Source organism: Alkalibacterium olivapovliticus (genome assembly GCF_003003275.1).
Lineage (GTDB): Bacteria > Bacillota > Bacilli > Lactobacillales > Carnobacteriaceae_A > Alkalibacterium > Alkalibacterium olivapovliticum.
The window spans coordinates 1-24,965 of sequence record NZ_PVTO01000011.1 but is presented as its reverse complement, the minus strand read 5'-3'; the positions used below and the strand labels follow the sequence as shown (position 1 = coordinate 24,965).

Sequence of the window (24,965 nt, the reverse complement as noted above, 5' to 3'; positions counted from 1 at the left end):
TTATAAGATTGACCGAGGTGCTAAAACCAAATGTTACTATATTCACTTATATTCTTCTGAACGACCCATTAGGAAATAATCATATGTGATATAAAAAGAGCTTATATACGATGATATTCAAGTAAGCTCTTTGAAAAGAAGTATCTTTTCTACATTTAATAAGTCTTTCGAGCAAAAATCATAGCAGCTTCTCTTAGAACTTTATTTTCATTTTGTAACTGAATAATTTTCTTTTGTAATTCCTTGACTTCACCTTCACAAAAATCAAATTCTTCAGTATCTAGTTCTAAATCAGCATTCTTAAATTGCTGGACCCATTTGTCAAAAGTAGACGGGCTTAAATTATAACTATTTATAATTTCTTTTCTTGATTTGCCCGATTTATACAGTTTAACTACTTCCTTCTTAAATTCTAATGAAAATACGCGTCTTTTTTTTCGATTTTGCATTGCGATTTCCTCCTAGAGTGGTAAACATGTCAAATGCATCAGTCTTGAATCTGAAAAGTAGGAAAAACAGAGTGCTTTAGTAGTCACATGAGTAAGTGTTGCAATATAATGACTGCTTAATTTAATCACTTATACTTTTTTATTTAATCCATTCTACCTTCTCAGTTTTCAGAATGGCTTTAAAACGGTAAATATCATCTATAGATGTTAACTTGAAGTTAAGTTCACTGCCTTTTGAAAAATATAATTTTTCTCCATATTCATGCATAAGCGTATTAATTGAATGATTGCCTGCCATTGCTTTACCGTCACTGTACGCTTTCTCATAAGTTCTCAATATGTCTCCCAACATATAGGCTTGTGGCGTTGTCACAATTCTCAATTTGTCTCTCGGAATAGATTTGGACGTTGTCTTATCATCATTTCGTACGACTATCTGATCTACCACAGGTAAGGAAGAAATTGCGTTTCCGTATTTAGTAGCAGTCACTATTAGGTCAGAAATAATATCTAAAGATACTAAGGGTCTTACACCATCATGCAATATGATAAAGTCGTCCGAACCTGCCACTTCTTTTAATTTCTGTAAGCCATTTAAGATAGACTTCTGTCTCTCCATGCTGCCACTCACTATCCACTCCAGTTTCGTCAAATTAAATTGAAGTGCATATGCATTTAAAACACTTTCCCACCCTTCTAAACAAACTACCAGTATCTTATCAATTTGGGGATGCTTCTGAAATTTTTCTATTGTGTAGACTATTATTGGTTTATCCTCTACGTTTATAAACTGTTTAGGAATATTCTGGCCCATTCGCTGACCCTGACCACTTGCCATTATCATAGCAATATTCATCTGCCTCACCATCCACTCTGTAAAATGCATGTTCTTCATGTATAATTTGTTTGTCTTTTGAAGGGATTTCCATGTAATCCTCCCCATAAAGTAATGATAGATAGGTGTGGGAATCAGAGATTCCTTTGAAAAGATGGCCTTCAAACTCATAGTCATCAATCTTATCCCAAATGCTGGAAGGGTATCCTAAGTTTTTTTTATATCTAGATAAGAGATGTCCACATTTGTTTGAATCTCTTATTGTAAAAGATTTAGATAGTCTGTTTAATTCTTTAATATGTTTTTTCTTTCCACCTGTTACTTTGGAATAAGCACACAGTGGGAACAATAAAAGGAGTTTTTCAATTGACCTTTTAAGATGTATCGAAGAAGCATAGGAAGGAAATTGGGAAGTCTTCACTAATAAGTTCAATCTATGGAGTTTTCTTTTTAATACCTTAATATCTTTGTTTTTATTAGGCAAACCGTCTATAGGTACGATATCAACAAAAATACCATGGGAAGAAGCTGTGTTAAAATACTTTTTCTTATTGTCAATAGTCCTTGTGTGGGTTAACTTAGCCCATCCCCATGTATAGTCAGTTTGTAATGAATACTCATATAAACTATATCTGCTATTACTTTTTAAAATACTCAGTAACTTTTCATAGTCTTCTCTGGGAAGACTAATATCTATATCATCATCCCAGGGAATAAATCCTTTGTGTCGAACCGCACCCAACATAGTCCCTCCCCACAGCGAATACCTAAGATTATGAAAGGATGCAATTTGATCAATATAAAGTAAAATTTCCAACATGATCGTTTTCTGTTCATCAAGTGTGACCTTTCTCAAGGGGCTTCCTCCTTAATGTTTACACAAAATAGAAACATATTATAGCCATTCGTTCAGCTTATTTGATGTGGTTTCTTTTTTTCTCAACCTTTTCATGACAGCTTGAAACACTAGTATTCTATACCATTTTGATAACTAATTAGCTATTAGCCTACACTCATAAGATGTAATCAGTTCCAGTTAAGAGTGCTTTAGAATCCACTCTATAGCGCTGTACCTCTTTCAATCAATAGGCTCCTGATCTCAAAAGGACCTTGAAAAAAGTTTGAAATAAAATATATATATCTAACTTTAAACATTTATTTTCTACGTAATACAGTTCAATGTCTACTCGTTCTGGATAACCAACATTACTTCTTCCATTCGCTTGCCAATACCCTGTAATGCCAGGTTTAACTGATAGAAATGCATCTTTTCTATCTTTGTATTCAAGAAGTTCTTCATTTACAACAGGTCGTGGGCCAACTAGACTCATATTCCCTATCATCACATTGAAAAATTGAGGTAATTCATCTAAACTCGTTTTTCTCAAAAAACAGCCCAACTTAGTTATTCGAGGATCTTCTTCAGGATCTAATTTATAGTTATTTTCAACGTATTTAGTGTATAGAAGGGCGTCTCTTTTCAAGCACTCTTCAGCATCAACGATCATAGAGCGAAATTTGTAAATATAAAATTCATCACCATTCAACCCAATTCTTTTTTGCTTAAATAATATATTTCCTTTATTTTCCCCATATAAGTAAAATGATGAAATAATAAGCAATAAAGGTAATAGAATGAATAGTGCTGTAAAAGCAGCAGTGATATCAATTAATCTTTTAAATGGCAGGTAGACAAGATTATCATAATAGAGCTTTCTTTTCATATAACTTTTATCAAATTCTTTTTCCATATCGTTACCCTTCTCTCTTTTAATCTAAATAAAATGATAGCTGGTTTGGATGAATCAACAAGGATAAAAAAAGATGCATTGATAGCTGAAATTTTCTAAAAAATAAACTTATTAGTATATTTTTTAATAGTGCTAAATAGAGAACATTGAGCAAAAGCTAAATCTATTGAGGTTGGTGACATTAAAATTAGTATCAGCCTGTCAAATCTTTAGGTAGGGTTCGATAGGAGCTCGGATTGATTGAATTGGAGTTGTTTTAAGGAAAGGTTATGACTTATATAGCTTGAGGTTATGATTAGTGGAGGCGTGGATAAAACAAAAATTCGAAGTGGATTGACGTACATCAGTTAAATTCTCTTTAACCAGATCTTTTTCTGAATGGGTTGTGTAAGTAGATACACGGTACTTAATTCCTTTATTTTGAATACATATGAAAGAGCGAGGTATATGAAAGCACTAGTCATTAATTGGGTTGATATCAAAATAAAGTCATTAATAAAGTTCATAGTATTAAATGAATAGGCAACAACAGCAGTAAACAGTGAGATTGCAAAAACTATTCTGATATCTTTTAACTGATCCACTATTGAATAACCGATTAATAGTTTAGTATGTGAAGCATTATTAAAATAAGAAATAAAGTAGTCAACGACAAGTCCCCATAGCAGACCATAAATTCCTAAGTTAAATATAAGAACAGAACCTACAACAATCGTTGCAATTAAGTTTCCTATTATAGATTTTCTTAGGTATAAGTCAGACCGTCCTTTTACTTGAAGTATATTTAAATTCAAGGAGTGAAGTGGCGTAAATATCCCGGCAAAACACATGATTTGAAAATAGGGTATCGCTGGTAACCAATTGTCCCCTAATAATAATCTGAACATGGCTGGGGCTATAGCAGCCAGTACTAACATCACAGGAAATATAATAAATACTGTGTTTCTAAACGTTTTCTGAAAAGCATCTTTTAGTCTCGGCTCATCGTCCTGAAACTTACTCAACACAGGATAACTGACTTGTTCTACAGAAGACTCAATGGAATATGAAGCACTTGTACTTAACTTTTGTGCTTCAGTATAAAAGCCCAATGTTGACATTGAAAACCCACTACCGATAATGAGTGCATATAAATTTTCGTAAAACTGTGATATCAATTTTGCTGCTAACAGTTTCCACCCAAAATTGAAAAGACGCTTAAACGACGTCTTACTAAATACTAAAGATGGTTTCCATCGGTTCGTAATGGTATAAAGAAGTGCCAGCAGTGCTTGTGTCATAAGCAATTTAAAAACCAGACTCCATATTCCAAAACCGTTTAAGGCCAACGCAATGCCAACAACACCAGAAATTATAGGGCAACTAATATTGATTTTCATCAATAGGTTAAATTCCAGTTTTTTTGTCAATTGAATTCTCTGGACAAACCCAACTGAATCAATAATTAAGACTATGCCCAGGACTCGAATAATATTTCCCATTTGCGGTGTATCAAAATAACGACTTATAATGCCTGATGAGATCACTAATATAAAATAAAGACTAGTCGAAACCATTAAATTATAGAGAAATACAGTAGAATAATCACTTTGCGTCGACTCTTTTTCTCGAAGTAATGCATTCGCAAATCCACTATCGTAAAGTACAGTGGATAAAACTATAAATATACTGACGATTCCTATTACACCAAAATCTGATGGTGTTAAAATTCTGGCTAGAATTAATTGAATGATTAAATAGATTCCTTTAGATCCGAAAGTATCCATAAAACTCCAAACCATTTTTCTTAATGTCGTCTCTTTCGAAGAGTCAACTTTTTTCATAAAAACTCCTCTATTCTTCAATCGATTTTATTAAACTGTTAATATAGTGTCGTTACTCTTTTGATTTAAAGTGATTGCTCTCATTTCTGACTTTTATAGTTTTTCAATATCGGTTCAATCCCTCTAGATTCATTTTTAACTTTCGATAAAAAACTCTTCTTTAGGCTTAAAAACCATTACAATAGGTTCTTTCACTTTTTTTAAAAACCTAACCGCCCCTGGCACATAATATCTAGCATTTAATTTCATTTTCATTTTTAAAGGCACTAAATCATATAACTGCTGAAACTCCTCTGGATTAGATTTAATCACGTTTATATCAGTTGATACATAATCATATAGGTTATGCTTGATCTGATCGGAAATTTCTTTTTCATAAAGTGAGTTTGTAGCTTGGTTAAAAGATTCGAGTAAATCTATCATTTCATACAAATGAGTTTTTTTCCGATTAGGATCATTTAGAACAACTTGAGTAAAGGACCCGTTAGATGCAACACGGAAGGAGCACATAATATCATCCATGTAATATAGGTCTCCTTTAGTTGATAAAATAAGATATAAGGGGTAGTCAGTTATTTTAGCTTCGTGAAACCAATCAGGCACCTTATAGTCACCAGTAAAATAATTTCTCATAAAAAGCGAGTTCGAAGCAAACATTCCCTGAGAAGAAATGACCTTTCCGGTATTCAAGTAAGTGTTTTTCTGATCAGCACGTTGTGTCCAAAGAATCCTGGTTCCTTTCTCGTTAACGGCTTTACCCGCGTGAACACATGCGCTGACATGCGAGTGAGATTCCATAAAATCAAATTGTTTCTGAAGTTTTAAAGGATCAGTCCAATAATCATCTCCGTCGCAGTATGCAATATATTTACCCTGTGCACGAGTGTAATTGAACGTATAATGGACTTCTTTCCCTTGTGAATATTGATTTTCTCTCTGATAAATAGGTTTGATGATAGCCGGATACTTCTCTTCATATTGCCTTATGATATCTTGAGATTTATCTGAAGAAGCATCATCATTAATTAAAATTTCAAAATCAAAGTTAGCTATTTGCATCAATAGACTCTCCAAAGTCTGCTCAATATATTTTTCCTGATTATATGTTGTTACACTTATACTCACTTTCACACTCATATTAATTCTCCTTTTTTTATCAGTTTAGATAAATGGTTTCCCTTGAGTCCTCTTTTATTTTTAGTATTAAAAGAATATAAGAAGCTGATAATCGCTAATGTGAGACTTTTTTTCCTCTTAATAATGAGTTTTAAAGCTATATCGTGGAAACTTGCTGTGGGGAACTGTTTAATCCGAGCAATGGTTAACGGGCAATGGAGAATTAAATCTATGATGAGACATTTTTCTTTGAATGAAAGCCTGTTTAAATTAACAAATAGATTTGAACAGGAGCCTCTTATCGCCCGAATATGAAGTTTTGCAATGAGTGATTCAATTGTCTGCTCATCAATTCCCCAACTCTCAAAAATTTGTCTTCGAGAGTGAATTCCGGCCATTTGCAAATCATAATAATGGAGTTGAAAGGTATTAACTAACGAATTTCGATTCCTTCGCTTATAATGATACAAACAATCTTCTATAATCATAAACTTATCAGTCACTCTAAAAATCTTTTCATTAAAGTTTATATCTTCTAACAACTCAATTTTTTCATTGAAGAGAATATTGTGAGTTGTTATAGTCTTTCGCTTGTACATTTTGTTAGTTGAATAACCAATTAATTCAATGAGCGTATCATCAAGTACAATGTCTTTCATGCTTTTCCTAGTACATTCCTTCCTAGGACTATTCAATTTCAGTGTATCAATTTTTTTTTCGTTGGCTATTATTTTCTCAATATACATACCAAACATTAATACGTCAGGTTGCTTAGTTAATAGCTCGTTCATTACAATCATTAACATCTGATTATTTACTTCATCATCACTATCAATAAAACAGATATAGTCACCACGAGCTACTTTAATCCCAGCATTTCTTGCAGCAGATAGTCCTCTGTTTTCTTGATTTATAATTTTTATTCTATTATCCGATTTTGCAAAAGTATCAACTATCATCATGGAATTGTCTCTAGTTCCATCGTTAACGATTATCAGCTCGAAATCATCATAAGTCTGGTTAAGGATAGTGTCTATCGCTTTTTTAACATATTTTTCTACATCATAAACTGGCATGATAATACTGATTGCTGTCATATAAAGTCTCCTTACCTATTAATTATTCTTCTCAAAAGAAATTAATAATACTGAGTTCTCTTAATATGTTTATAGAATTACCTATCGTTAGGTCTATCGCAATATACTTACTAAAGAAGGTCTGAACAACTTAAATTTGACTATTTCCCACACAACTATCATGCTTGAAATTTCAGATTAATGAATGAGAAGAAGAATTGGATTATACGTTTAAAGTGGATGAAATAAGGTAGATGAAGGTTATACTTCGAAGAAAGACTAAAAAAAGAGTGGAGGAATTATAATGACATAACTGTTTTGAGGTTTATATTTTGCGTAGGGTTAAATTTAGTTGAGAATGTGGAAGAGTAGTTGAAGGTGATCAATACTGAATGCACGCAACTTGACTTAGTCAAATCTATTTTAGTGTAAGATTATCCCCATTTTCTTTGACACATTTTTATATAGTCTTAATGCATATATTAAGACTGAGCTTCCAAATATGTTGTACTTAAATAGAATGCCAACCCCTACTTTGATTTTCAAGTTATTAATAACGTGACGATGTTGATCAGCAAAGTTAAAATTAATATAGGGGGACTGCTTCCAGCCAGGAAAGGCATCTGATAAATAATGTTTAACTTTAGATGAATTGAGATAAACATCCTTAAACTTATAGCTGGGAGTGTTAAATAATTGAGTGAATATGAATGTTTGAATAAACAGAAGATCCATATCTTCGTTCTTCAAAAAGCCTTCGTTATAGTATCTGATTAAGTTAGCAAAGGCTAGATACATATCATCGTTTTTCTCTTTTTGCTTTGAAATGTTATTTGGGTGATTATAATCATAGTAATAATAAGTGTCATTTTCATATCCTATATGCTGTGCTCTACTGATTATTATCGGTATTGTCCCATGATCTTCATAATTTATTCTGTCTTTTGGAAACTCAACTGATTCAAATAATTGCTTGTTTATTATTTTATTCCACGGATAGTGAATGGTTAAAAGCAACTCTGTTTTGATTTTAGGATTCAAGTTTATTTTTCTAACAATTTCATCATTATTTTCTTTGATGACATAATCAAAAAACAATAGATCGTATCCTTCTTTTTTTAAGATGTTCTTTGCTTTATTAGAAGAACTCTCCAGTATATAATCATCAGAATCAATAAACCAAATGAATTTAGTATCACTCATTGCGATTCCTCTATTTCGAGCTGCTCCCGATCCAGCATTTTTCTGTTGCACAATCACAATATTATCTTTTTTGTAATTATCTTTAACGAATTCAAACGTTCCATCTTCACTGCCATCATCGACAATGATAATCTTATCTCCATTTTCTAGCTGAGGAAGAATAGATGAAAGGCATCTTTTTAATAATGTTAGATTGTTATACGTAGGAATGACATAACTAATAGTTATCACAATAGAGACACCTTCCTTCAGTATTATATAATTAAGCAAAAATCAAGTGGAAAACGGATCAAGATTAACTACTTCATATTGAAAATTGTTAATAGTAAAAGAGTTATTTACAATTTCTCCGTCTTCATTCTTTAAAATCACGACTGAGATTTGTAGCTGATTTTTTGTAGACATCAAACCGGTTATTTTTTTTCGCCCCTCTACTTGAACTGATCTGTCCATAAATATAAGGGGGAATCAAAAACCTGGAAATCACTTTGAATTTCTCGAAAGCACTATTTGTCTTGTTCCTCCAGCTCCCCATGTAATGGTGAACAGCATAATTTATATGACTGTTAACTGAGGGTTGTTCAAAATACTCTTTTTTAAAAATTTTCGTCCCATCGTTCATTGTCTGATTAACATTATCTAGTTTAAAATCGTTGTAATTATCTAAAAAGAAATAAGTTAATGTAGAATTGTTAGTATCGAATCTATTTCCATACTTAATTTCGTTTAATGTTATATTCTCGTACTCTTTAAGAATAGTTTTGAGTAACTGGTTATTTTTTTCTGAACCAATTACTGCAGATCCTAGAAGATTCCTATAAATCCTTCCCAAAAATAAAGGCGTATCAAGAAGTGAGTCAAATGATTTATGAATACTGACATCAGTATCTAAATAAATACCGCCATACGATAACAAAACGTCTAGTCTGATGATATCAGAAGCATGAGCGTACATTTTATTAGCCAAACAATCCCTTACAATCGGATACTTGGATTCGTTATTCCAATTAGACATGGACCATTTAATAAATGTATAATCAGGTAACGCTTTTTCCCAACTATTGACATAATTTTGTAACTCATTTGGCATTGTATCACCCAACCAAATATAGTGTATAACCTTAGGAATCATAAAGTTGTACTCCCTCCTTTAAACATACTGTTTGTTACTAGGATTACTAAATATATCGATCAATTTAAAATTAATAAGATGAATACCTGTTAGTTAATGACAACCCTCCAGAATGAGCTTTATACTAGAAGTTCTCTGTTCATTTCATAAGAAGTATCTTTAATATCATATTTTTTGTCTTTTACTGCCTTAACCATTTTAGGTCTATCACATTTTATATAGGCAGTCCGACTTATTGCTTCTACCCAGTGATCTGTTGAGTCAATTGGTAAAAATTCAGAAGATTCCACTATTTTTAATTGTTTAGTTATTTTGTCAGAAAAGTAGCATCTCAATCCTGAACATTGAGCTTCAATCCCGACTATGGGATTGCCTTCGAACAAAGAAGGCAGAAGAAACAAATCAATTCCTGAATAAAAAGTTGGTGTGTCGGTTATTGTTCCGATTAAACACACATTGTTTTCCAGGTTCCTGTCTTTAATTTGTTGTTCGAGTTCCTCTTTAAGTTCTCCTTCTCCAGCAATCATCATTTTAAACTGAATATTTTTATTGCGTAGATTATCGGCTAAATCAATCAAAAATATCTGATTTTTCTGATTGTTGAGTCTTCCTATATTACCTACTACAAGTGCATCATCTTCAAGAGCATACTTTTTTCTAAACAAGTTTCGTTTATTTTTGTCAAAGGTGAACTTTTCAGCATTGATACCATTTTTCATCAATCGAATATTTTTTTCGTGGTGGGAAGAAAAGAGCCATTTCCCGGCTAGATCAGAACATGCCCAAAAATCTGTTATATATTTTTGGTACCTCACTTTACCAATTGTATGAGCTGCCATTTTCAGCTGTTTTAGACGAACGTTACCAATCATTGAGTTGTGAGAATGAGCGATAATACGCTTCACACCTAATTTATAGGCTAGTTTAGAATAACTTAATGAGACACCGTTATAAATATTTAAGTGAACCACATCAAAATTTTCTTCAGCCATTACTTGCTTAAATGATGCGCGACTTTTGAATGTTCTGTTCAGTTCTGAATCTTTTCCCTCTTTGAGTAATTCAATAATTTCAATATTCATTTCTTTTAGTCTTTCATCATAAATATCACTAAATTTTCGTGTGGTGATGATTTTGATATCCAAGTGTGTCAAATCCATTGATTCATAGTTTGAAACGAGATACGATTCGATTCCCCCAGACATCCATCGATCGACAAATACGCCTATTTTTTTCATTTTATTTCATCACTCTCTCTTTTGAGATATTGAAATAATAGTCTGTCAGCATTCCTGCATTAATAGAAATATCAAACTCCTCAAAGTGTATGTCTTGGTTTCTATCTGTATTCTCTTTTAAATGAACAATTAAATCTACCCAGGGCTTTACGCCTTCTTCAATAGAGAGAACTGAACAGTTATCTGTGAGACATGCTTCCTCTGGTACTTTATTAGATAACACTACAGGCATACCTGAAGCCTGTGCTTCTATTGCAGAAACGCCGAACCCTTCATAACGAGATGGAAAGGCGAAGATATCCATGGCATTATAGTAACGGTGAACATCTGTCTTATTTCCCAGAAAAAGAATCTTATCTCTGACGCCTAAATCTTCAGCCAATCTAAACAGCTTATTATAATCGTCTCCATCCCCCAGCAACAAGAGCACCGCATTCGGAATAGATGTTATGATTTCAGATAATATCTTAATCAGAAATGACTGATTTTTTTGGAAAATTAACCGCCCAGTATGACCGATCACGAACTTATCGTCTAGTTCCAACTCTTCTCTTAAGATTTCCCTTTCTTGTCTGTTATATAAAAACTTTTTGATTTCAATTCCGTTATTAACTATATTCAATTTCCTACTTTGATACACTTTTTTACCAAAAAGCCATTCTCCGGCACCCTTTGAACAGGAACAATAATGCGTCGGGTAAGTTTTAGATAAAGGTCTGAGTATATTCTTTATGATATTTTTTTTAGTTTCTCCTGGAGCTGAAGTACTGTGACTATGGGCAATCCGTATAGGAATACCCGCTTTTTTTGCCACTTTCATTGGAAAAACACTCAAGGCATTGATATGCGAATGAACAATTGTATAATCGTTTCTTAAAAAAATAGTCATCAGTTCATGATTATACTTAACAAGCTGCTGATAAGGGGGTACAATAAATATTTTTCCTCCTAAGGCTTTTATTTCTTCGTGAGGAATCATAGTAGAATCACTATCTACAATAAAGTCAAATTGTATTTTACTTTTATCGATGTGCCGATAATAATTCATTACTATCGCTTCAACCCCGGCACCATTCATTTTTCCTAAAACATGACCAATACGCACAGGGAACTCAACTTTTAGATTCTCCATTTCTCCTATCTCCTCACCTTAGCATTTCATGACTATTAACATAATTAGAGACCAATCAACGACCATTCTACTTGATGTGCTTTAGTCTTTTCTCTTGAAGAAAATTGTTAGTTTATCAAAATTCGAAAGTGCAATATATCCCATTTGTAAAATTAACAGATACCATCTTACACTAAATGCATCTAGAAAAAGATAATAAATCAGTACGTTAAGGGTGATAAGGAATAGAGGCTTAATTAAAAGTTTTAATGGAAGTAACTCGCTCTCAAGCTTTCTAGCTCCGCGATAATGCAGATAGAACAGGATCAGGTATGACACAAATGTTGTAGCCGCCGCACCGTGGTAACCATATAGTTGAATAATGTAATAATTCAGTCCTATATTGATGACCGTCGCTACAATTGTATTGACCGCTACGGATTTGGATTTTTTATGGATATGTTCGATGTTTATATACAAAGAATATATAAATATTAGATAACTGGATAAGATGATTAGAGGTATACTGACATCTGCCCCCCAATACTCTTCTGGGGCTATGATCCTTAACAACTCAGGTGCTGTGAGAATTAATCCTACTGTCGGCAGAGTCATAAGTAGAAGGAAGACCGCTGCCTTCTCGTTAATATTATCGATTGCTCTGTCCTTCATATTTTTTGTAAACCATGGTAGCCAGACATTGTTTAAAGATAGAAATATAACTGTACCCGCCATACTAAAATTATATATTAGACTGTAAATGCCCGTTTCAGAGGCATTGACTAGTGATGTGATCATGATTCGATCCGATTGATTCAACAGTGTCATCGACATACCGTGAAATATGAAAGGAATAGAAACACTCAAGGCAATCTTCGCATGTGTCTTGTTGAATGCCTTACTCTTTTTAAAAATCTGATTCAAGACCAGTATAGAAAAAATAACCGTAAAACTTGAGTGAGGAATGATTTTACCTAAATGTTTTTCATTATTTAAAAAATAAACAATGATTAGAATTGCGCTGACTAATGTAAGCAGATTGGGTAATATTTCAAGAGCTGATTTTTTAATATACTCGTACCTAAACTTTAAATATATGTCATAATTTCTAAGAACAGCAGTGGAACTTGCCTGGAACAATGCAATAACTAATATCATAAGACTAAATCCAATATTAATATTGGAATAATAAAAAACGGCTATAATCAAAAAAGAAATAAGCACTGAGTTGAGTAACGTAATTATGGTTATAGTCGACATGAAATCATCTATGTCTTCCTCATATTCACTGAATCCAATCATAACGCCTTTATCCAGAGACAGTCCTAATATACTGACAAAAATAGTAACCCATGACAGATAAGTGTTGATAACACCATACTCATGAATAGTCAGTATTCTTGTGAAGATGGGTATAGTCAGAAAAACCATCCCTTTATTGAAGATACTCCCTATTAAATATAAGCTTCCTGCCTTTAGATAATTATCTTTCTTCACTGTATTTATCACGTCAACATCTTCTTTCAAAATTAGTCATCATGATTAGTAATAGACTACCTGATCAGATTTTTAATTGGTTTAATTTTCTTAAAGTGAATGGTCTTATTAACTGCATATATTACGATTAAGAAAAGGAAAAAACCCATTAGTCTTAAGAATGTTGGCTGCAAAGCCCCTCTATAAATATAGACAAGGTACCCAATCAAAAAGGAAAAGGCAATTTCAATAAAATAAATATTGTTCGAATCTTTTTTTAATGTGTAAGTCTTATAATCAAAAAATTTAGTTATTTTCCCACATACAAATGAGTATAAAATGACTCCGACTATACCAAAATCAATGAATCCTTCAGCCACAATTGGTGAGGATAAATTGGTGTATGAGACATTTTGAATGGTTGCTACGAGCTGTCCGGAAGGTATACCTTTAATATCCAGGATGTCTCTAGGCATAAAGAAGAATAAGACACTTCTTAATTGTCTTCCGTACTGATAACCATAGGTCTCAACAAATCGTATAGTCCTGCCTATCATCTGAAAAGCGTCAAAGTCAACAGAATTATAATTATTGATTTCAAGAGTATATTCTGGAGAAAACATCTGTTCCAATGTGTAAAATTTCAATGCATACATAAGAGGAAAAATGATAACAATACTAAAGATTAGTAAGATATCAAATCGTTTCCCTTTGAAAATAGATATATTAAATAGGCTAATCAATAACCCCATATATATAGCTCCGATCAAAAAACGGGATAGAGTCACCGGATTATTCAATATAAATGTAACAACAAATAAAATGAGACTTATAATAACCATATGATATTTTGGAAAGATTCTTATTTTCTTTTTTATTGTCCATAAATAGATGGCTAAACTAATAGCAGGGATCGATCGTGTAAGAAAATAAATTAATATTCCAAATGTATCATCGTCAAAATCAGATGTTCCTCTGATAAATAAATTAGCAAAGCCAGTTGTTGCAGATTCGTAAGCAAGACAGACAATAGAAATGACCACTAAAAACAAATAAAACGACTTTGATTGTGGTAAGACTAAACTATCGCCTGTCATTACTTTTATTTCGGCATTTTTCATATTATAGCTAAGATAATAGCCAATACACCATATCAGTATTAAAACGTTAGTAAACATAATTTCGTATTCAGTTAAAAACATATTTCGAGGAGCGTATCCAGAAGTTAACTGATAGAAGGGAATGATCACTAAAAATATTAAAAGAAAATACCAATTAATTTTATTTAAAGAAATCGGTAACTCACATTTCAAAATGCCTGCTACAACAACTATAAAGTTAATAAAAAAAGTAAGATATACATTTATTGATAGTGAAGAAAGGTTATTAAAGAATGTTAGAACATAAATCAATAGCACTCCAGCAAGCAGAATATTTGGAATCAGTATTTTCCTGTTCATACTCAATTGATTCAATAGTATCCCCCCCTCTTTGTAAACTTTTAGTCGTATAATTTATTAGTTTAAAAAGACACTTAAAATATTGGAAGCCCGCTTACTGAGCTCAACTATAGTAATAGGTATCTTGATTTAGTTCGACACGATTCATAATGGCACCAAGTATAGTCGATTTGACCATCTCAAGGGACGTTTTCGCCTTAAACACTTCATCAGATTTCACTTGACCCATAGGAATAACCAGGATAACGCCATCAGTTTCTGAGGCTAATATTTGAGAATCAGTCACAGACAGCACTGGAGGGGTATCAAATATAATAAGGTCATAGTAGGACTTCATTTCGTATAACAGTTCAGACATCTTTTTTGATGCAAGCAGTTCAGACGGATTTGGTGGAATAATTCCACTCGTTAAAACATATAATCCGTTAATCTGTGAGCTTTGAACAAATGAGTTTAATCCAGATTCTCGATCTGACAATAACGTTGTCAGTCCATATTGATTACTCAGATTAAAGGTAGTGTGTACGGTTGGTTTCCTTAAATCAGCATCCACCAGCAATACTTTTTTATCTCCCGAAGCAAAAGTTGCCGCTAAGTTTGCTGAGATAGTAGATTTCCCAGAAGAAGGTGTAGCTGATGTAACCACAATGGTTTGAAGATCTTTATCCACTACAGCAAATTTTAAGTTCGTCCGAATCGAGCGAAATTGTTCTGATGTGGCTGAATTTGCTTCATTATTTACTACTAATCTGGGCCTTTCTTTCAATTCGCCCGATTTTTTATTAAACTTCATAATGATTACATCCCCTATCAAATTTTTGTTCGTGCACTTAAAGAGTCTGGAAGTCTCTCTGGCTTGTTCTTCTGTGTGTCCTTTTCTACTTTTTCTGGTACTAATTCTGATACACTGCCTAAATTTATCAATCCTAATTTATCTGTAATAAATGACTCTTCTCTTACTGTTTTATCCGCGAACTCTATCAAAAGTGCAGAAACTGTAGATAAAACTCCACCAATGATTAAACCTATTAACACGTTTAAAATATGATTAGGACTTACAGGCTGTGAACTTGCATTGGCTTCAGAAAAAACTGTCACATTGTCCATACTTGCAATTTCATTCAGTTTATCCTGAAAGACATTTGCCGTTGTATTAGCTATGATTGCTGCATTAGTTGGGTTAGGATCCATTATTTGAATGGAAAAGACTTGAGAATTATTTTCACTAGATATATTTAGTTGACTTAACAACTGCTGGTTAGAATAGGATAAATTTAATTCTTCTCTCACTCCATCTAATATTGCTGGACTTCTCAGCATGTCTCTGTAAGTATTTATCAGTTGAACATTAGTTTCAATATCCGCTCTTTGAATTACATTAGTTTCCTGAGAACGATTTACCAGTAACTGAGTCGTTGAGCTATATTGAGGGACCGCAATATAAAAGGTATAAACTGTAAAAATAAGAATCCCCATTAAGGTACCTATTACGATTAATCCAAGCCGCTTTCTTAAAACACTTAGAAACTCTAATAAACTGATTTCTTCATCCATATCATTTCCTCCTATACTGTGGAAAGCTATCTTCTTATATCACATTTTTAAATATAAAATTAGCTAAATACAAAAAGTTTAAACGAGATCCTTTAAATTTTAACATTAAATACAAAGATGCTGGATTACTGGAATAGTAAAATAGCATCACCCCGTAAAATACTAGATTATAAGATAAGGTATGACTTTACTGATTTGATATAACGGTTCAACTATCTTTTAGTGTAAAGAATAATGTTAGAGTGAAAATCTGTAGGATTTTTGAAAAGAAGTTAAGGAAGATAAAAAATGAGGATACAGCTAGAAGGATATACTAAATAAATTCAGATGAATTTTGAGGATTAAGGGTGTTAATAGAGATGTTATGAGAAACATTAAGGTAAGATTGTATATAGGACTATACAATGAATTAGGTAGGATAATATATTGGGATATAGGGTGGACTATCCATTAAAGAAAAACGAGGGATGTACGACAAGTAAGACAAAAACAATAAAATTGATGACAAATAGATTATAATTATTATAAATAATTGTGTAAAAAAGAAAAAGTGTACTGTGTTGGGAATCCAACTAAGAGAAGTATATATACTAATCTGAGAATTAGCCTATATAATAGAGTGTAGGATGTGGTGTTCTAAGATGATTTCTTATAGTGAGGTTAATATAATTAAGAGTTTACTCATAAACTTTTAAATTGTCAAGTATGAACATTCTAATAAATTAATCACAATTAAATATTTAGAACACTCAATCTTATTAATAGAGTTCATTATACTTTTCATTTAAACAATTGCAAGCAAAACCCTCAATGAAAAAATGGAGCTTCTGTATTAAACTCTTTATTATAGTGATCAGGTTATTTATTTCCTGATTTTCGGTCTTCTTGAGCACCATGATTGAATATAAGAATAATTATATTGAGAAAAAACCAGATAATGACAATGGGCATTCTAGCCCCTCCTTAATAAGTAATGTGAGCCGGGTCGCAATGAAAAACGTTTGAAAACTTCAACGACTAACTTTCCTTAAACTGCTCCTGATCCTTTTATTTATACCACACATTTAGAAGCAGCATTGCGATAGATTTTATACAATTTGTGACAAGTGAATATATAAATAAATGTGACCACTATCATTGCTAATCCTATAATGAAAAGACACCATAAGAGTATATAAATCTTATGGTGTCTTTCTTCTTCTGGTTTTTTTATTTCTATTCAGCAATCTGCTTAAATTCAGGATAGCAGATAATCCGAAAAAGATTACCCTTTTCTATTCTGGGAATAAGTATACACTTGTTTAAAAATAATGTAAGGCCTGATATACTTTCTACTCAGGAAAAATTTATTTACAGAATTCATGTAATGATTAGTGTCATATATGTTATCAAACTCTTTTAGACTCAGTAGTTTGACTATTATCTCCTGTTTACTCTTTAAAGGTAATTCACTGTTCACTATATTGTTACAACTACTTACTAAGATATCGCTTTTCACCATTTTTATTAAATCTTTATCTTCTTTATCGAAAATTACTAATAATTCTTCCAATTTTTTCAGCTCTTCTAGTTTAAGAATTAATAGGTTATCTCTGTATTTATGAGTAGAAGAACCTGGTCTTTCAAGTACATAATGATAAAATTGATCCGGTACGATTTTAACGTCTTGTACTGTTTTATACACATCCAGATTAAACCGTGTGTCTTGTCCCATTGGTGCGTTTCCAAAAGAAATGTTGTAGTCTTCAAGAAACGTTTTTTTATATACTTTATTCCACAAAGTATACATCACTTTCATCTTAAACAATTCACTAAAGGCTTTTCTAAATTCCTTCTGATTCATTTTCTTTTCTTTGTCAAAAGTTAGGGATGCTTTCTCCACTCTCTTTTTGTTCGTAAATTCATCCCAGTAACCAAATACTACCAAATCAGGATAATCGGCCGTAACATCCTCTACTTTTTGAAAAAATTCTCCCGTTATATAATCATCTGGATCGCAGAAAAATATGTATTCTCCTGACGCTAATTGCAACCCAGTATTTCTAGCAATTCCAGAACCCTGATTCTCCTGATTAACCAAAATGATTTTATCATATTTTTTTTGATACCGTTCACATATTTCCCGACTTCTATCCGTTGACCCATCATTTACGAGTATAATTTCATAATCGTCGTAGTTCTGGTTCACCAGACTATCAATACTTTTAGGCAAAAATGCCGCCACATTATAGATTGGAAGTATTACGCTAATTTTCATACTGTCCCTCTCCTTTTTAGTATTTCAACGCACCCGGTAATGTTCCGTTGACTTTCAGCTTTTATTCATCATATAAATGGAGTAATAGTATTTCTGTTGACAAATTTACTTAAAAAGATTTAATAATGCCTACTCTTATTGGAATTAACTATATTACTATAAGGACCTAAGTGCAACCTTTGAAGTGATTCAGCCTACAACAAATTAAGAAACTTCACAACTAAAATGGTTAAAAAACCCGTACATTTAAAATCGACATTATATTATAGTGCTTTAAAACATTACCTTTTTCCGATTCACATCCCCTCTTCTCTTTACTGCAAAAAAAAGTATCAAGGCAATTATGCCTTAATACTTTTTACTCTATTGCTATTTTGAGACTTACTCATTAGCTAGCTTCTAAAGTCAAAACAACAAGTTCCGGACGGTTATTGATTCTCAAAGGGAAGACACTGTTTCCTAGTCCTCTACTTACAATCATTGATGTTCCCCCCTGCTCGTACATCCCACTAGTATACTCTGGAAGGAACCCTTGAGAAGGAGCATAAATGCCATTAATAAAAGGAATTCGAATTTGCCCTCCGTGAGCGTGACCAGTTAAAACTATATTTACAGCTGAATCCGCGTACACTTCCATTAATTCGGCACGGTGAGATAATAAAAGATTGAATTCTGTTCCTGACTCCTCTAATAATTGTTCGAGTCTTGACTGAAGTAAGAGTTCTGCAGATCCAACTCTTTCGATGTCCTCGTACAACAATAGGAGAGGATCTTCCATTCCAATCAGTCCAATTTCACTACCATCAATTTCTAAAACTTCATGTGAATTATCGAGGTTTATTACACCGATTCTCTCCATTTCTAACTGCAGAAAATCAAATTCTTCAGATGTCACTTCATGATTCCCTGATACAAAATAAACAGGTGCTATTTCAACCATTTCTTCCATCGCATTTACTGCTATTGGTACATCAGTACGTGTCCTGTCAATGACATCTCCAGTCACGACTATAATGTCAGGATTTTCGTCATAGACTTTATCTATCAGCTGGTTTCCAAAATCTTTATTATGAAGGTCCGATACCTGAACAACTTTGAACCCGTCAAACGTGGAAGGAAGAGTTGAATCTGAATAGTCAAAATAAGATACTTGGATTGCATTATTCTGCCAGACGAGGTAGCCTGCTGTTGTGATCATAAGCAGAAAAACTGCAGTTAAATATATGATACGTTTTCTTGTCACTAGTTGTAGCTCCTAAGTAGTTTGATATATTGTTCATTTCATATTACTACTATACTGTATTTTCGACAAAAATAATAGACTTTTACCCACCTAGTTTTACTAAGAATATACGTCATGAACCACTATTGTAAAGGTGATGAATTTGCTGAAAAGATACTTTATTAAGTACAGCGCTCAGTTTAAATTCATAATTGTATTAATTCGTTCTAATCTACAGTTTTACAGTTCCTAATTTTATATATCATTTATACTGAACAGACCGTAGTATTATTAGGTTTATTATACTCTATTTTTGGGTAGAACATCATTTGACATGGCGTCTTACATTGATGAAGTGAAAAAGACACAGATAAGCGTAAAGCTCGTCTGTGTCTTTTCAGCAAATTGTAGTTTATCGTTTTTACTAATCTATTGTTTTTTCTTTGAAACCTTTAATACAGTACCTGCTGCAGCGGATAAAAGACCCATTAATCCGATACTCCATGTTGCAGTTGCAGTGCTAGGTAAAGTCATTCCACTGGATGCGACCTTTTCAGCATCTGTATTAGCGGGCAATGGAGTATCTACAGAAGCGTCTACCGAACTTTTATCAGTCGATTGATTCTCTTCGTCATTTCCAGAATCAGTCATACCTTCTTCAGCTGCTGACTCATCAGTAGTTTCTTCTTCAACTGATGTATCTTGATTATTTTCAATTGATGGCTGTGTGGTTTCATTATTATTCTCACTATTATTTTCATCAGTAACAATAGTGTCAGAGTTGCCATCATTTCCAGGTGTTTCATTTTCAATGGTACCTTCTTCATTGTCTGTCTCAACGGAAGAATCTGATTCTTCTTCAGAATTCTCAAGTTCATCGACATCCTCTACACCTTCGTCAATCGGTGTATCTGTTTCTACTGATTCATCAGTCTCTTCCTCCGCAGGAATTCCATTTTCAGAATCTACTGGCTCAGATGTATCATTAGATTCTTCAGAATCATCTGTCTCATCAATCACTTCAGAATCTTCTACATCTTCACCGTCCTCAACTACCTCGTCTTCTTCATTAACGATTAGGCTAACACTTGCAAAGGCAGTATCGACTCCTCCAAAGGGATTAACAAAATCACTGACTACTCTTCGCATAACATATCCTTCGTACCCTATTATTTCAATACTCGTCATCATCAACGAATTGATATCAACTTCATGTGGTAAATCAATCTGACCGACATAAGTAGAAGAGTTTCCATTTTTTTCTAACTGGATAACATAAATTTCATCATTATTAAGATCAGCATAAGTTGCATACATTGTTCTAACCAAATTAGAATCTGTAGCTTCAGTTTCAATTCTCAAGCTACCTGTTTTCTCATCAAAAGAAGCTGTATAGCTCTCTTGATTGACGGTAGGCATCTGATAAGTTACACTGGTATTTAGTACTCTAAAACCACCATCAGCTAATAGTCGAATATCTGATTTGAAACTGTCTTCATTACCATCTGCCCCTACTTTTTCTATTAACCATCTACCTGACTCTGAATTCTCAGAAATAGCTACCTGTCCTTCATAATTACCTGAGTTTTGATTATACATAAGGTTCACTGGCATTAAGATACCGCTGACTGGTAAGCGATAATAAAGTGTAATGAACTCATATGTGCTTTCAGTAGTCTCTACACTAATCGATACAGTTTCACCAGGGGTATAATTAGACCCTTCAATATCAATCGCTGCCAACTCTAGAGAAGGTCTGTATCCAGATTTAACTCCACCCTCTAAAATAAAACTGAGCTTCTTCAAAATATCATAACTATCCCCATCCCAAGGATCAATACCTGAGTAGTTATAATCAGTATCCCACATAGATATACTCTCAACTCTCCACAATCCACTTTCTAACGTTTCATTTGTTTCTATGACTGCTTCAAATAATTCTGTATCTGTATTATAAATAAAGTCGACAGAAACGTATCCGTTCGATAGTGGTGTTACATACATGATACTTGCATTAGAAACCTTATGATACTCACTGATCGGAACAGTTATTGTTACAGGCTCTCCGGCTTTTACAATTGAGTCAAGAATAGTTAAAGAGTCTGTATCCATTACTGGAGCGATATATTCTTCTGAACCATCTTCATCATCTGACGTATCTTCAGCATCTAAAAGCTTAATACTGACATTGCTTAAATCAACATCTTTTGTATCAATAATATAATAGTCATTACCTATAACAGCCGTCAGTTGACTAAACTCTATAGTATCAGTATACGTTTCATGCAAGTGAATAACTGCTTGGAACTCTCCCGTTTCGTGATTATAAGTTACAGGATGATCTACATGCGTTCCATATAACGTTAATAGAAAATAGTCAATTGAAACAGCACTTTCAATATCCATAAAAATAGTATTAGAAGAATTAATAGGGGCTTCATTTTTTTCTGCTCTAATATTATTCAATTTGATATCAGGTTGTTCTATTTCAGTACTATCAGCTGTAACATTCACCATATGTGAATCCATCACTATATCTGTAACAAATTGATGATAAAACCAACTCTGGCTTGACCAATGTTCAATGTATTCCGGTATCCATTCCCCACTTAAGTCACTGCGGGAAATTTTCCATTCCCCTATGAAAGAGTTTGATTCATTATCATAAAACATGGACTGTCGCTGTAATGACATTTTTCGTTCCATAAGTAATAGTGGCTCTAACTTTAAAAAATTTTAAATTTTTATTAGTATTATGACTGGCAGTATCCTTTATATACAAATTTATAATATATTGAACTTTCATAAATAATACAGTGCTATTCTGATTCAAGTATAATGACAACTAACTCCGGACGGTTGTTAATTCTAAAAGGAAATATACTATTCCCTAACCCACGGCTGACAACCATATGAGTCTCTCTCTGCTCATATACACCATTAGTATATTGTGGGAAAAATCCTTGAGAAGGAGAAAACACCCCTTCTATTAATGGCAATCGGATCTGCCCCCCGTGTGCATGACCGGTTAGTACCAAATCTACAGGTGTCTCAGAATAAATATCCATGAGTTCTGCGCGATGAGACATTAACATAGTATAATCCGTATCGACGTCTTCGTAGAGTTGTTCGATATTTTGATGTAAAAGAACATCCGCAGAACCGGCTGCCTCAACGTCTTCTAACAGTAATAGAAGCGGATCTTCTATTCCAATCAATCCAAGTTCTGCCTCATTAATCCTAATAGTGTCATGAGCATTATCCAGATTGATTACACCAATTCGATCCATCTCAATTTTCAAATCATCATACACACCAGATGCTACTTCGTGATTTCCTGTTACAAAATAGACGGGTGCGATTTCAATTAAATCTTCGAGTGCTTCTACTGCTATTGGGATATCCGTTCGATTGCGATCAATCACATCTCCGGTAACAACTATTATATCAGGCCTTTCATTCTCTGCCTTTTCTGTTAACTGATTTTTAAAGTCCTTATTATGAAGATCGGAAACTTGAACAATTTTATAATCATCAAATTCTGCTGGAATAGATGTATCTGAAAAGTTGTAGTAAGAGACCTCAATAGAGTTATTCTGCCAATATAAATAACCTGCAATAATCACTATTAGAAATAGAATAATAAATAAAACCTTTTTTTTCGACTTCTTCAATTCTAAACCCCTAATTCTAAAAACTTATTTGTCAATGTAATTCTAGCCAACTATATTTACTACTATTGACGGTATGCATACTACTATACTCTTTTTTTGATCTAGATAATAGAAAAAGTTCCATAGCATTTAATAATAATTTTATAGAAGAGATTGCAAGAAAGTTTGTGTCCCTACTTGCGCTCTTTCCTTCCTAATCAGAGAATTTAAAACTTACAGCTAAGTAAAACATTTATTAGCTTTTCAATCTGATTTGGTAAAATCTTCTTTGGATAAACCATCATTGAAAAAGCATTTTTTTATTTTACTGGCTTCATCTTTTACCTTTCATTAGACCCAGCTATACGTGCAAGTGTGTGTCTTTCACCACGAATGGTTTTGGACATTTCAATAATATTCTGATATGGAGCAATGCCTCCATATCCTGCATCTCCAATATGTTGAATGTCAACACCTGCGATTTTATTCATAAGTGCAATGTCTCTTATCGTAGATGGATCCGAAGTTTCCTGACTAGTCCCAATTGCAGAAAGTGTCAGCACATTGTTAGCTTTAGCTAACTGTACAGCTTTTATAATCATATCTGATGTAACTCCTGGAACGGTTCCAACTGCCGGAAGTAAAATGATGTCAGCTCCATTAGAGATAAACTCTTCAATAGCTTTCAGGTCAACAACGGACTCACTTACTCCTGCCCCATGCATTTTCCCCGCGATGATCAGACCCTTGAATGTTTCTTTGGCTACTTTTAATGCTTTATTAATTTCAGTGTTGCTGACACCTGTGCCGGGGTTTCCAGTCAGACAAATAAAATCGAATCCCAGTTCATTAGCTTTCTCAAATGTTTCCTGAAAAGCTTGCCTCCCTTTTGAAATTTCAAGTTTATCCTCAGCCATTGCTGCAGACTCATCCACTGGTTCCAGATTCACACCTACAGGCCTGCCGATTAGTTTTTTAAGATAGCTAATAGGCTGTGACTGATTTTCAATCCCACTTATCTCTGGATGCATCAAATCCAATCCATTTAACAAAATTAGATCTGCTCCAAATGCTCGTGCAATTTCTGAATTCGTCAGACCAGGTGAAGCTGAGACACTGACTACGTTCTCCGATAAAATCGTTCTGCCTTCACTTGCTTTAATTGATTGTTTCAAATCTTCCTTTGACATTTTCTCAAAATCACTTGCGTAGCAGTTTAACAGTCGTTTGACCATATGATTACCCCCTGATGTATGTTCTCATTCCATTATAGTCTTTTTGCTATATCATACTCAAATGATAAAAAATGAAATGTTTTTTTGCTTAGATTAGCTTAATCTAAGCAAGTATGCACCAGTTTTTAAAACTTCTAACGAATAGAACAGTCCTTAAGAAGTTTAACTGCTTTTTGACTTAGTTATCTTGTTTAGTTGGTTTTCTATATTTTTTTACACCTGAAATCTCCTGAATAATTCATACCTCTATAATTTAAGCTGGTTTCTTGAATAAATTAATCGTTCTTGGAAAAATTGGGAATTTTTCTACAAAATAGTGCGTTCTCGAAGTAGATTTTAACTAAATGAACCTTCTTACGATTCTCTTGTTTGTT

20 protein-coding genes are annotated in these 24,965 nt (G+C 33.2%); all 20 read right to left on the bottom strand.

Annotated features, from left to right (window positions below):
* Positions 1 to 155: 155 nt before the first annotated feature.
* On the bottom strand, positions 156 to 449 hold the full coding sequence (locus CLV38_RS06870; protein WP_106193238.1) for a transposase: 294 nt from the start codon (positions 447 to 449) through the stop codon (positions 156 to 158).
* Positions 450 to 588: 139 nt separating this feature from the next.
* Complete coding sequence (locus tag CLV38_RS06865) at positions 589 to 1,305, bottom strand: IspD/TarI family cytidylyltransferase (protein ID WP_106193235.1); 717 nt, start codon at positions 1,303 to 1,305, stop codon at positions 589 to 591.
* Complete coding sequence (locus tag CLV38_RS06860; protein WP_106193233.1) at positions 1,244 to 2,140, bottom strand: LicD family protein; 897 nt, start codon at positions 2,138 to 2,140, stop codon at positions 1,244 to 1,246. The genes CLV38_RS06865 and CLV38_RS06860 overlap by 62 nt, the downstream gene beginning before the upstream one ends.
* 226 nt (positions 2,141 to 2,366) lie before the next feature.
* A complete protein-coding gene (locus tag CLV38_RS06855; protein WP_106193231.1) occupies positions 2,367 to 3,035 on the bottom strand; it encodes a sugar transferase in 669 nt (222 codons plus the stop codon).
* Positions 3,036 to 3,382: 347 nt separating this feature from the next.
* Positions 3,383 to 4,858, bottom strand: a complete 1,476-nt coding sequence (locus CLV38_RS06850) for a lipopolysaccharide biosynthesis protein (protein ID WP_106193228.1) — start codon at positions 4,856 to 4,858, stop codon at positions 3,383 to 3,385.
* Between the two features lie 135 nt (positions 4,859 to 4,993).
* A complete protein-coding gene (locus CLV38_RS06845) occupies positions 4,994 to 5,995 on the bottom strand; it encodes a glycosyltransferase family 2 protein (protein ID WP_106193225.1) in 1,002 nt (333 codons plus the stop codon).
* The gene (locus CLV38_RS06840) at positions 5,992 to 7,071 is read right to left on the bottom strand and encodes a glycosyltransferase family 2 protein (RefSeq protein WP_106193222.1); all 1,080 of its coding nucleotides are present in this window, start codon (positions 7,069 to 7,071) and stop codon (positions 5,992 to 5,994) included. The genes CLV38_RS06845 and CLV38_RS06840 overlap by 4 nt, the downstream gene beginning before the upstream one ends.
* Before the next feature lie 402 nt (positions 7,072 to 7,473).
* On the bottom strand, positions 7,474 to 8,484 hold the full coding sequence (locus CLV38_RS06835) for a glycosyltransferase family 2 protein (RefSeq protein WP_170068839.1): 1,011 nt from the start codon (positions 8,482 to 8,484) through the stop codon (positions 7,474 to 7,476).
* A gap of 124 nt (positions 8,485 to 8,608) precedes the next feature.
* Positions 8,609 to 9,385, bottom strand: a complete 777-nt coding sequence (locus tag CLV38_RS06830; protein ID WP_106193217.1) for a glycosyltransferase family 32 protein — start codon at positions 9,383 to 9,385, stop codon at positions 8,609 to 8,611.
* A 119-nt stretch (positions 9,386 to 9,504) separates the two neighbouring features.
* Entirely contained in the window at positions 9,505 to 10,623 is a 1,119-nt protein-coding gene (locus CLV38_RS06825) for a glycosyltransferase (protein ID WP_106193214.1), read from the bottom strand.
* Between the two features lies 1 nt (position 10,624).
* On the bottom strand, positions 10,625 to 11,755 hold the full coding sequence (locus tag CLV38_RS06820) for a glycosyltransferase family 1 protein (RefSeq protein ID WP_106193212.1): 1,131 nt from the start codon (positions 11,753 to 11,755) through the stop codon (positions 10,625 to 10,627).
* An 81-nt stretch (positions 11,756 to 11,836) separates the two neighbouring features.
* Positions 11,837 to 13,243, bottom strand: a complete 1,407-nt coding sequence (locus CLV38_RS06815) for a lipopolysaccharide biosynthesis protein (protein WP_146129001.1) — start codon at positions 13,241 to 13,243, stop codon at positions 11,837 to 11,839.
* 44 nt (positions 13,244 to 13,287) lie between these two features.
* Positions 13,288 to 14,685, bottom strand: coding sequence for an O-antigen polymerase (locus CLV38_RS06810; RefSeq protein ID WP_106193207.1), 1,398 nt, complete (start codon positions 14,683 to 14,685; stop codon positions 13,288 to 13,290).
* An 88-nt stretch (positions 14,686 to 14,773) separates the two neighbouring features.
* Entirely contained in the window at positions 14,774 to 15,463 is a 690-nt protein-coding gene (locus CLV38_RS06805) for a CpsD/CapB family tyrosine-protein kinase (RefSeq protein WP_106193204.1), read from the bottom strand.
* Between the two features lie 17 nt (positions 15,464 to 15,480).
* On the bottom strand, positions 15,481 to 16,224 hold the full coding sequence (locus CLV38_RS06800) for a YveK family protein (RefSeq protein WP_106193200.1): 744 nt from the start codon (positions 16,222 to 16,224) through the stop codon (positions 15,481 to 15,483).
* Between the two features lie 1,264 nt (positions 16,225 to 17,488).
* Positions 17,489 to 18,481, bottom strand: a complete 993-nt coding sequence (locus CLV38_RS06795; RefSeq protein ID WP_106193197.1) for a glycosyltransferase family 2 protein — start codon at positions 18,479 to 18,481, stop codon at positions 17,489 to 17,491.
* Between the two features lie 388 nt (positions 18,482 to 18,869).
* Positions 18,870 to 19,724 (bottom strand): metallophosphoesterase, encoded by an 855-nt coding sequence (locus CLV38_RS06790; protein ID WP_106193194.1) that lies wholly within the window; start codon positions 19,722 to 19,724, stop codon positions 18,870 to 18,872.
* A gap of 408 nt (positions 19,725 to 20,132) precedes the next feature.
* The gene (locus CLV38_RS06785; protein ID WP_146129000.1) at positions 20,133 to 22,397 is read right to left on the bottom strand and encodes a hypothetical protein; all 2,265 of its coding nucleotides are present in this window, start codon (positions 22,395 to 22,397) and stop codon (positions 20,133 to 20,135) included.
* A 125-nt stretch (positions 22,398 to 22,522) separates the two neighbouring features.
* Positions 22,523 to 23,377, bottom strand: a complete 855-nt coding sequence (locus CLV38_RS06780; RefSeq protein ID WP_170068838.1) for a metallophosphoesterase — start codon at positions 23,375 to 23,377, stop codon at positions 22,523 to 22,525.
* Between the two features lie 320 nt (positions 23,378 to 23,697).
* Positions 23,698 to 24,591 carry a DUF7916 family protein gene (locus CLV38_RS06775; RefSeq protein ID WP_106193186.1) on the bottom strand — a complete coding sequence of 298 codons (894 nt, stop codon included), beginning with the start codon at positions 24,589 to 24,591 and terminating at the stop codon, positions 23,698 to 23,700.
* Between the last annotated feature and the right edge of the window lie 374 nt (positions 24,592 to 24,965).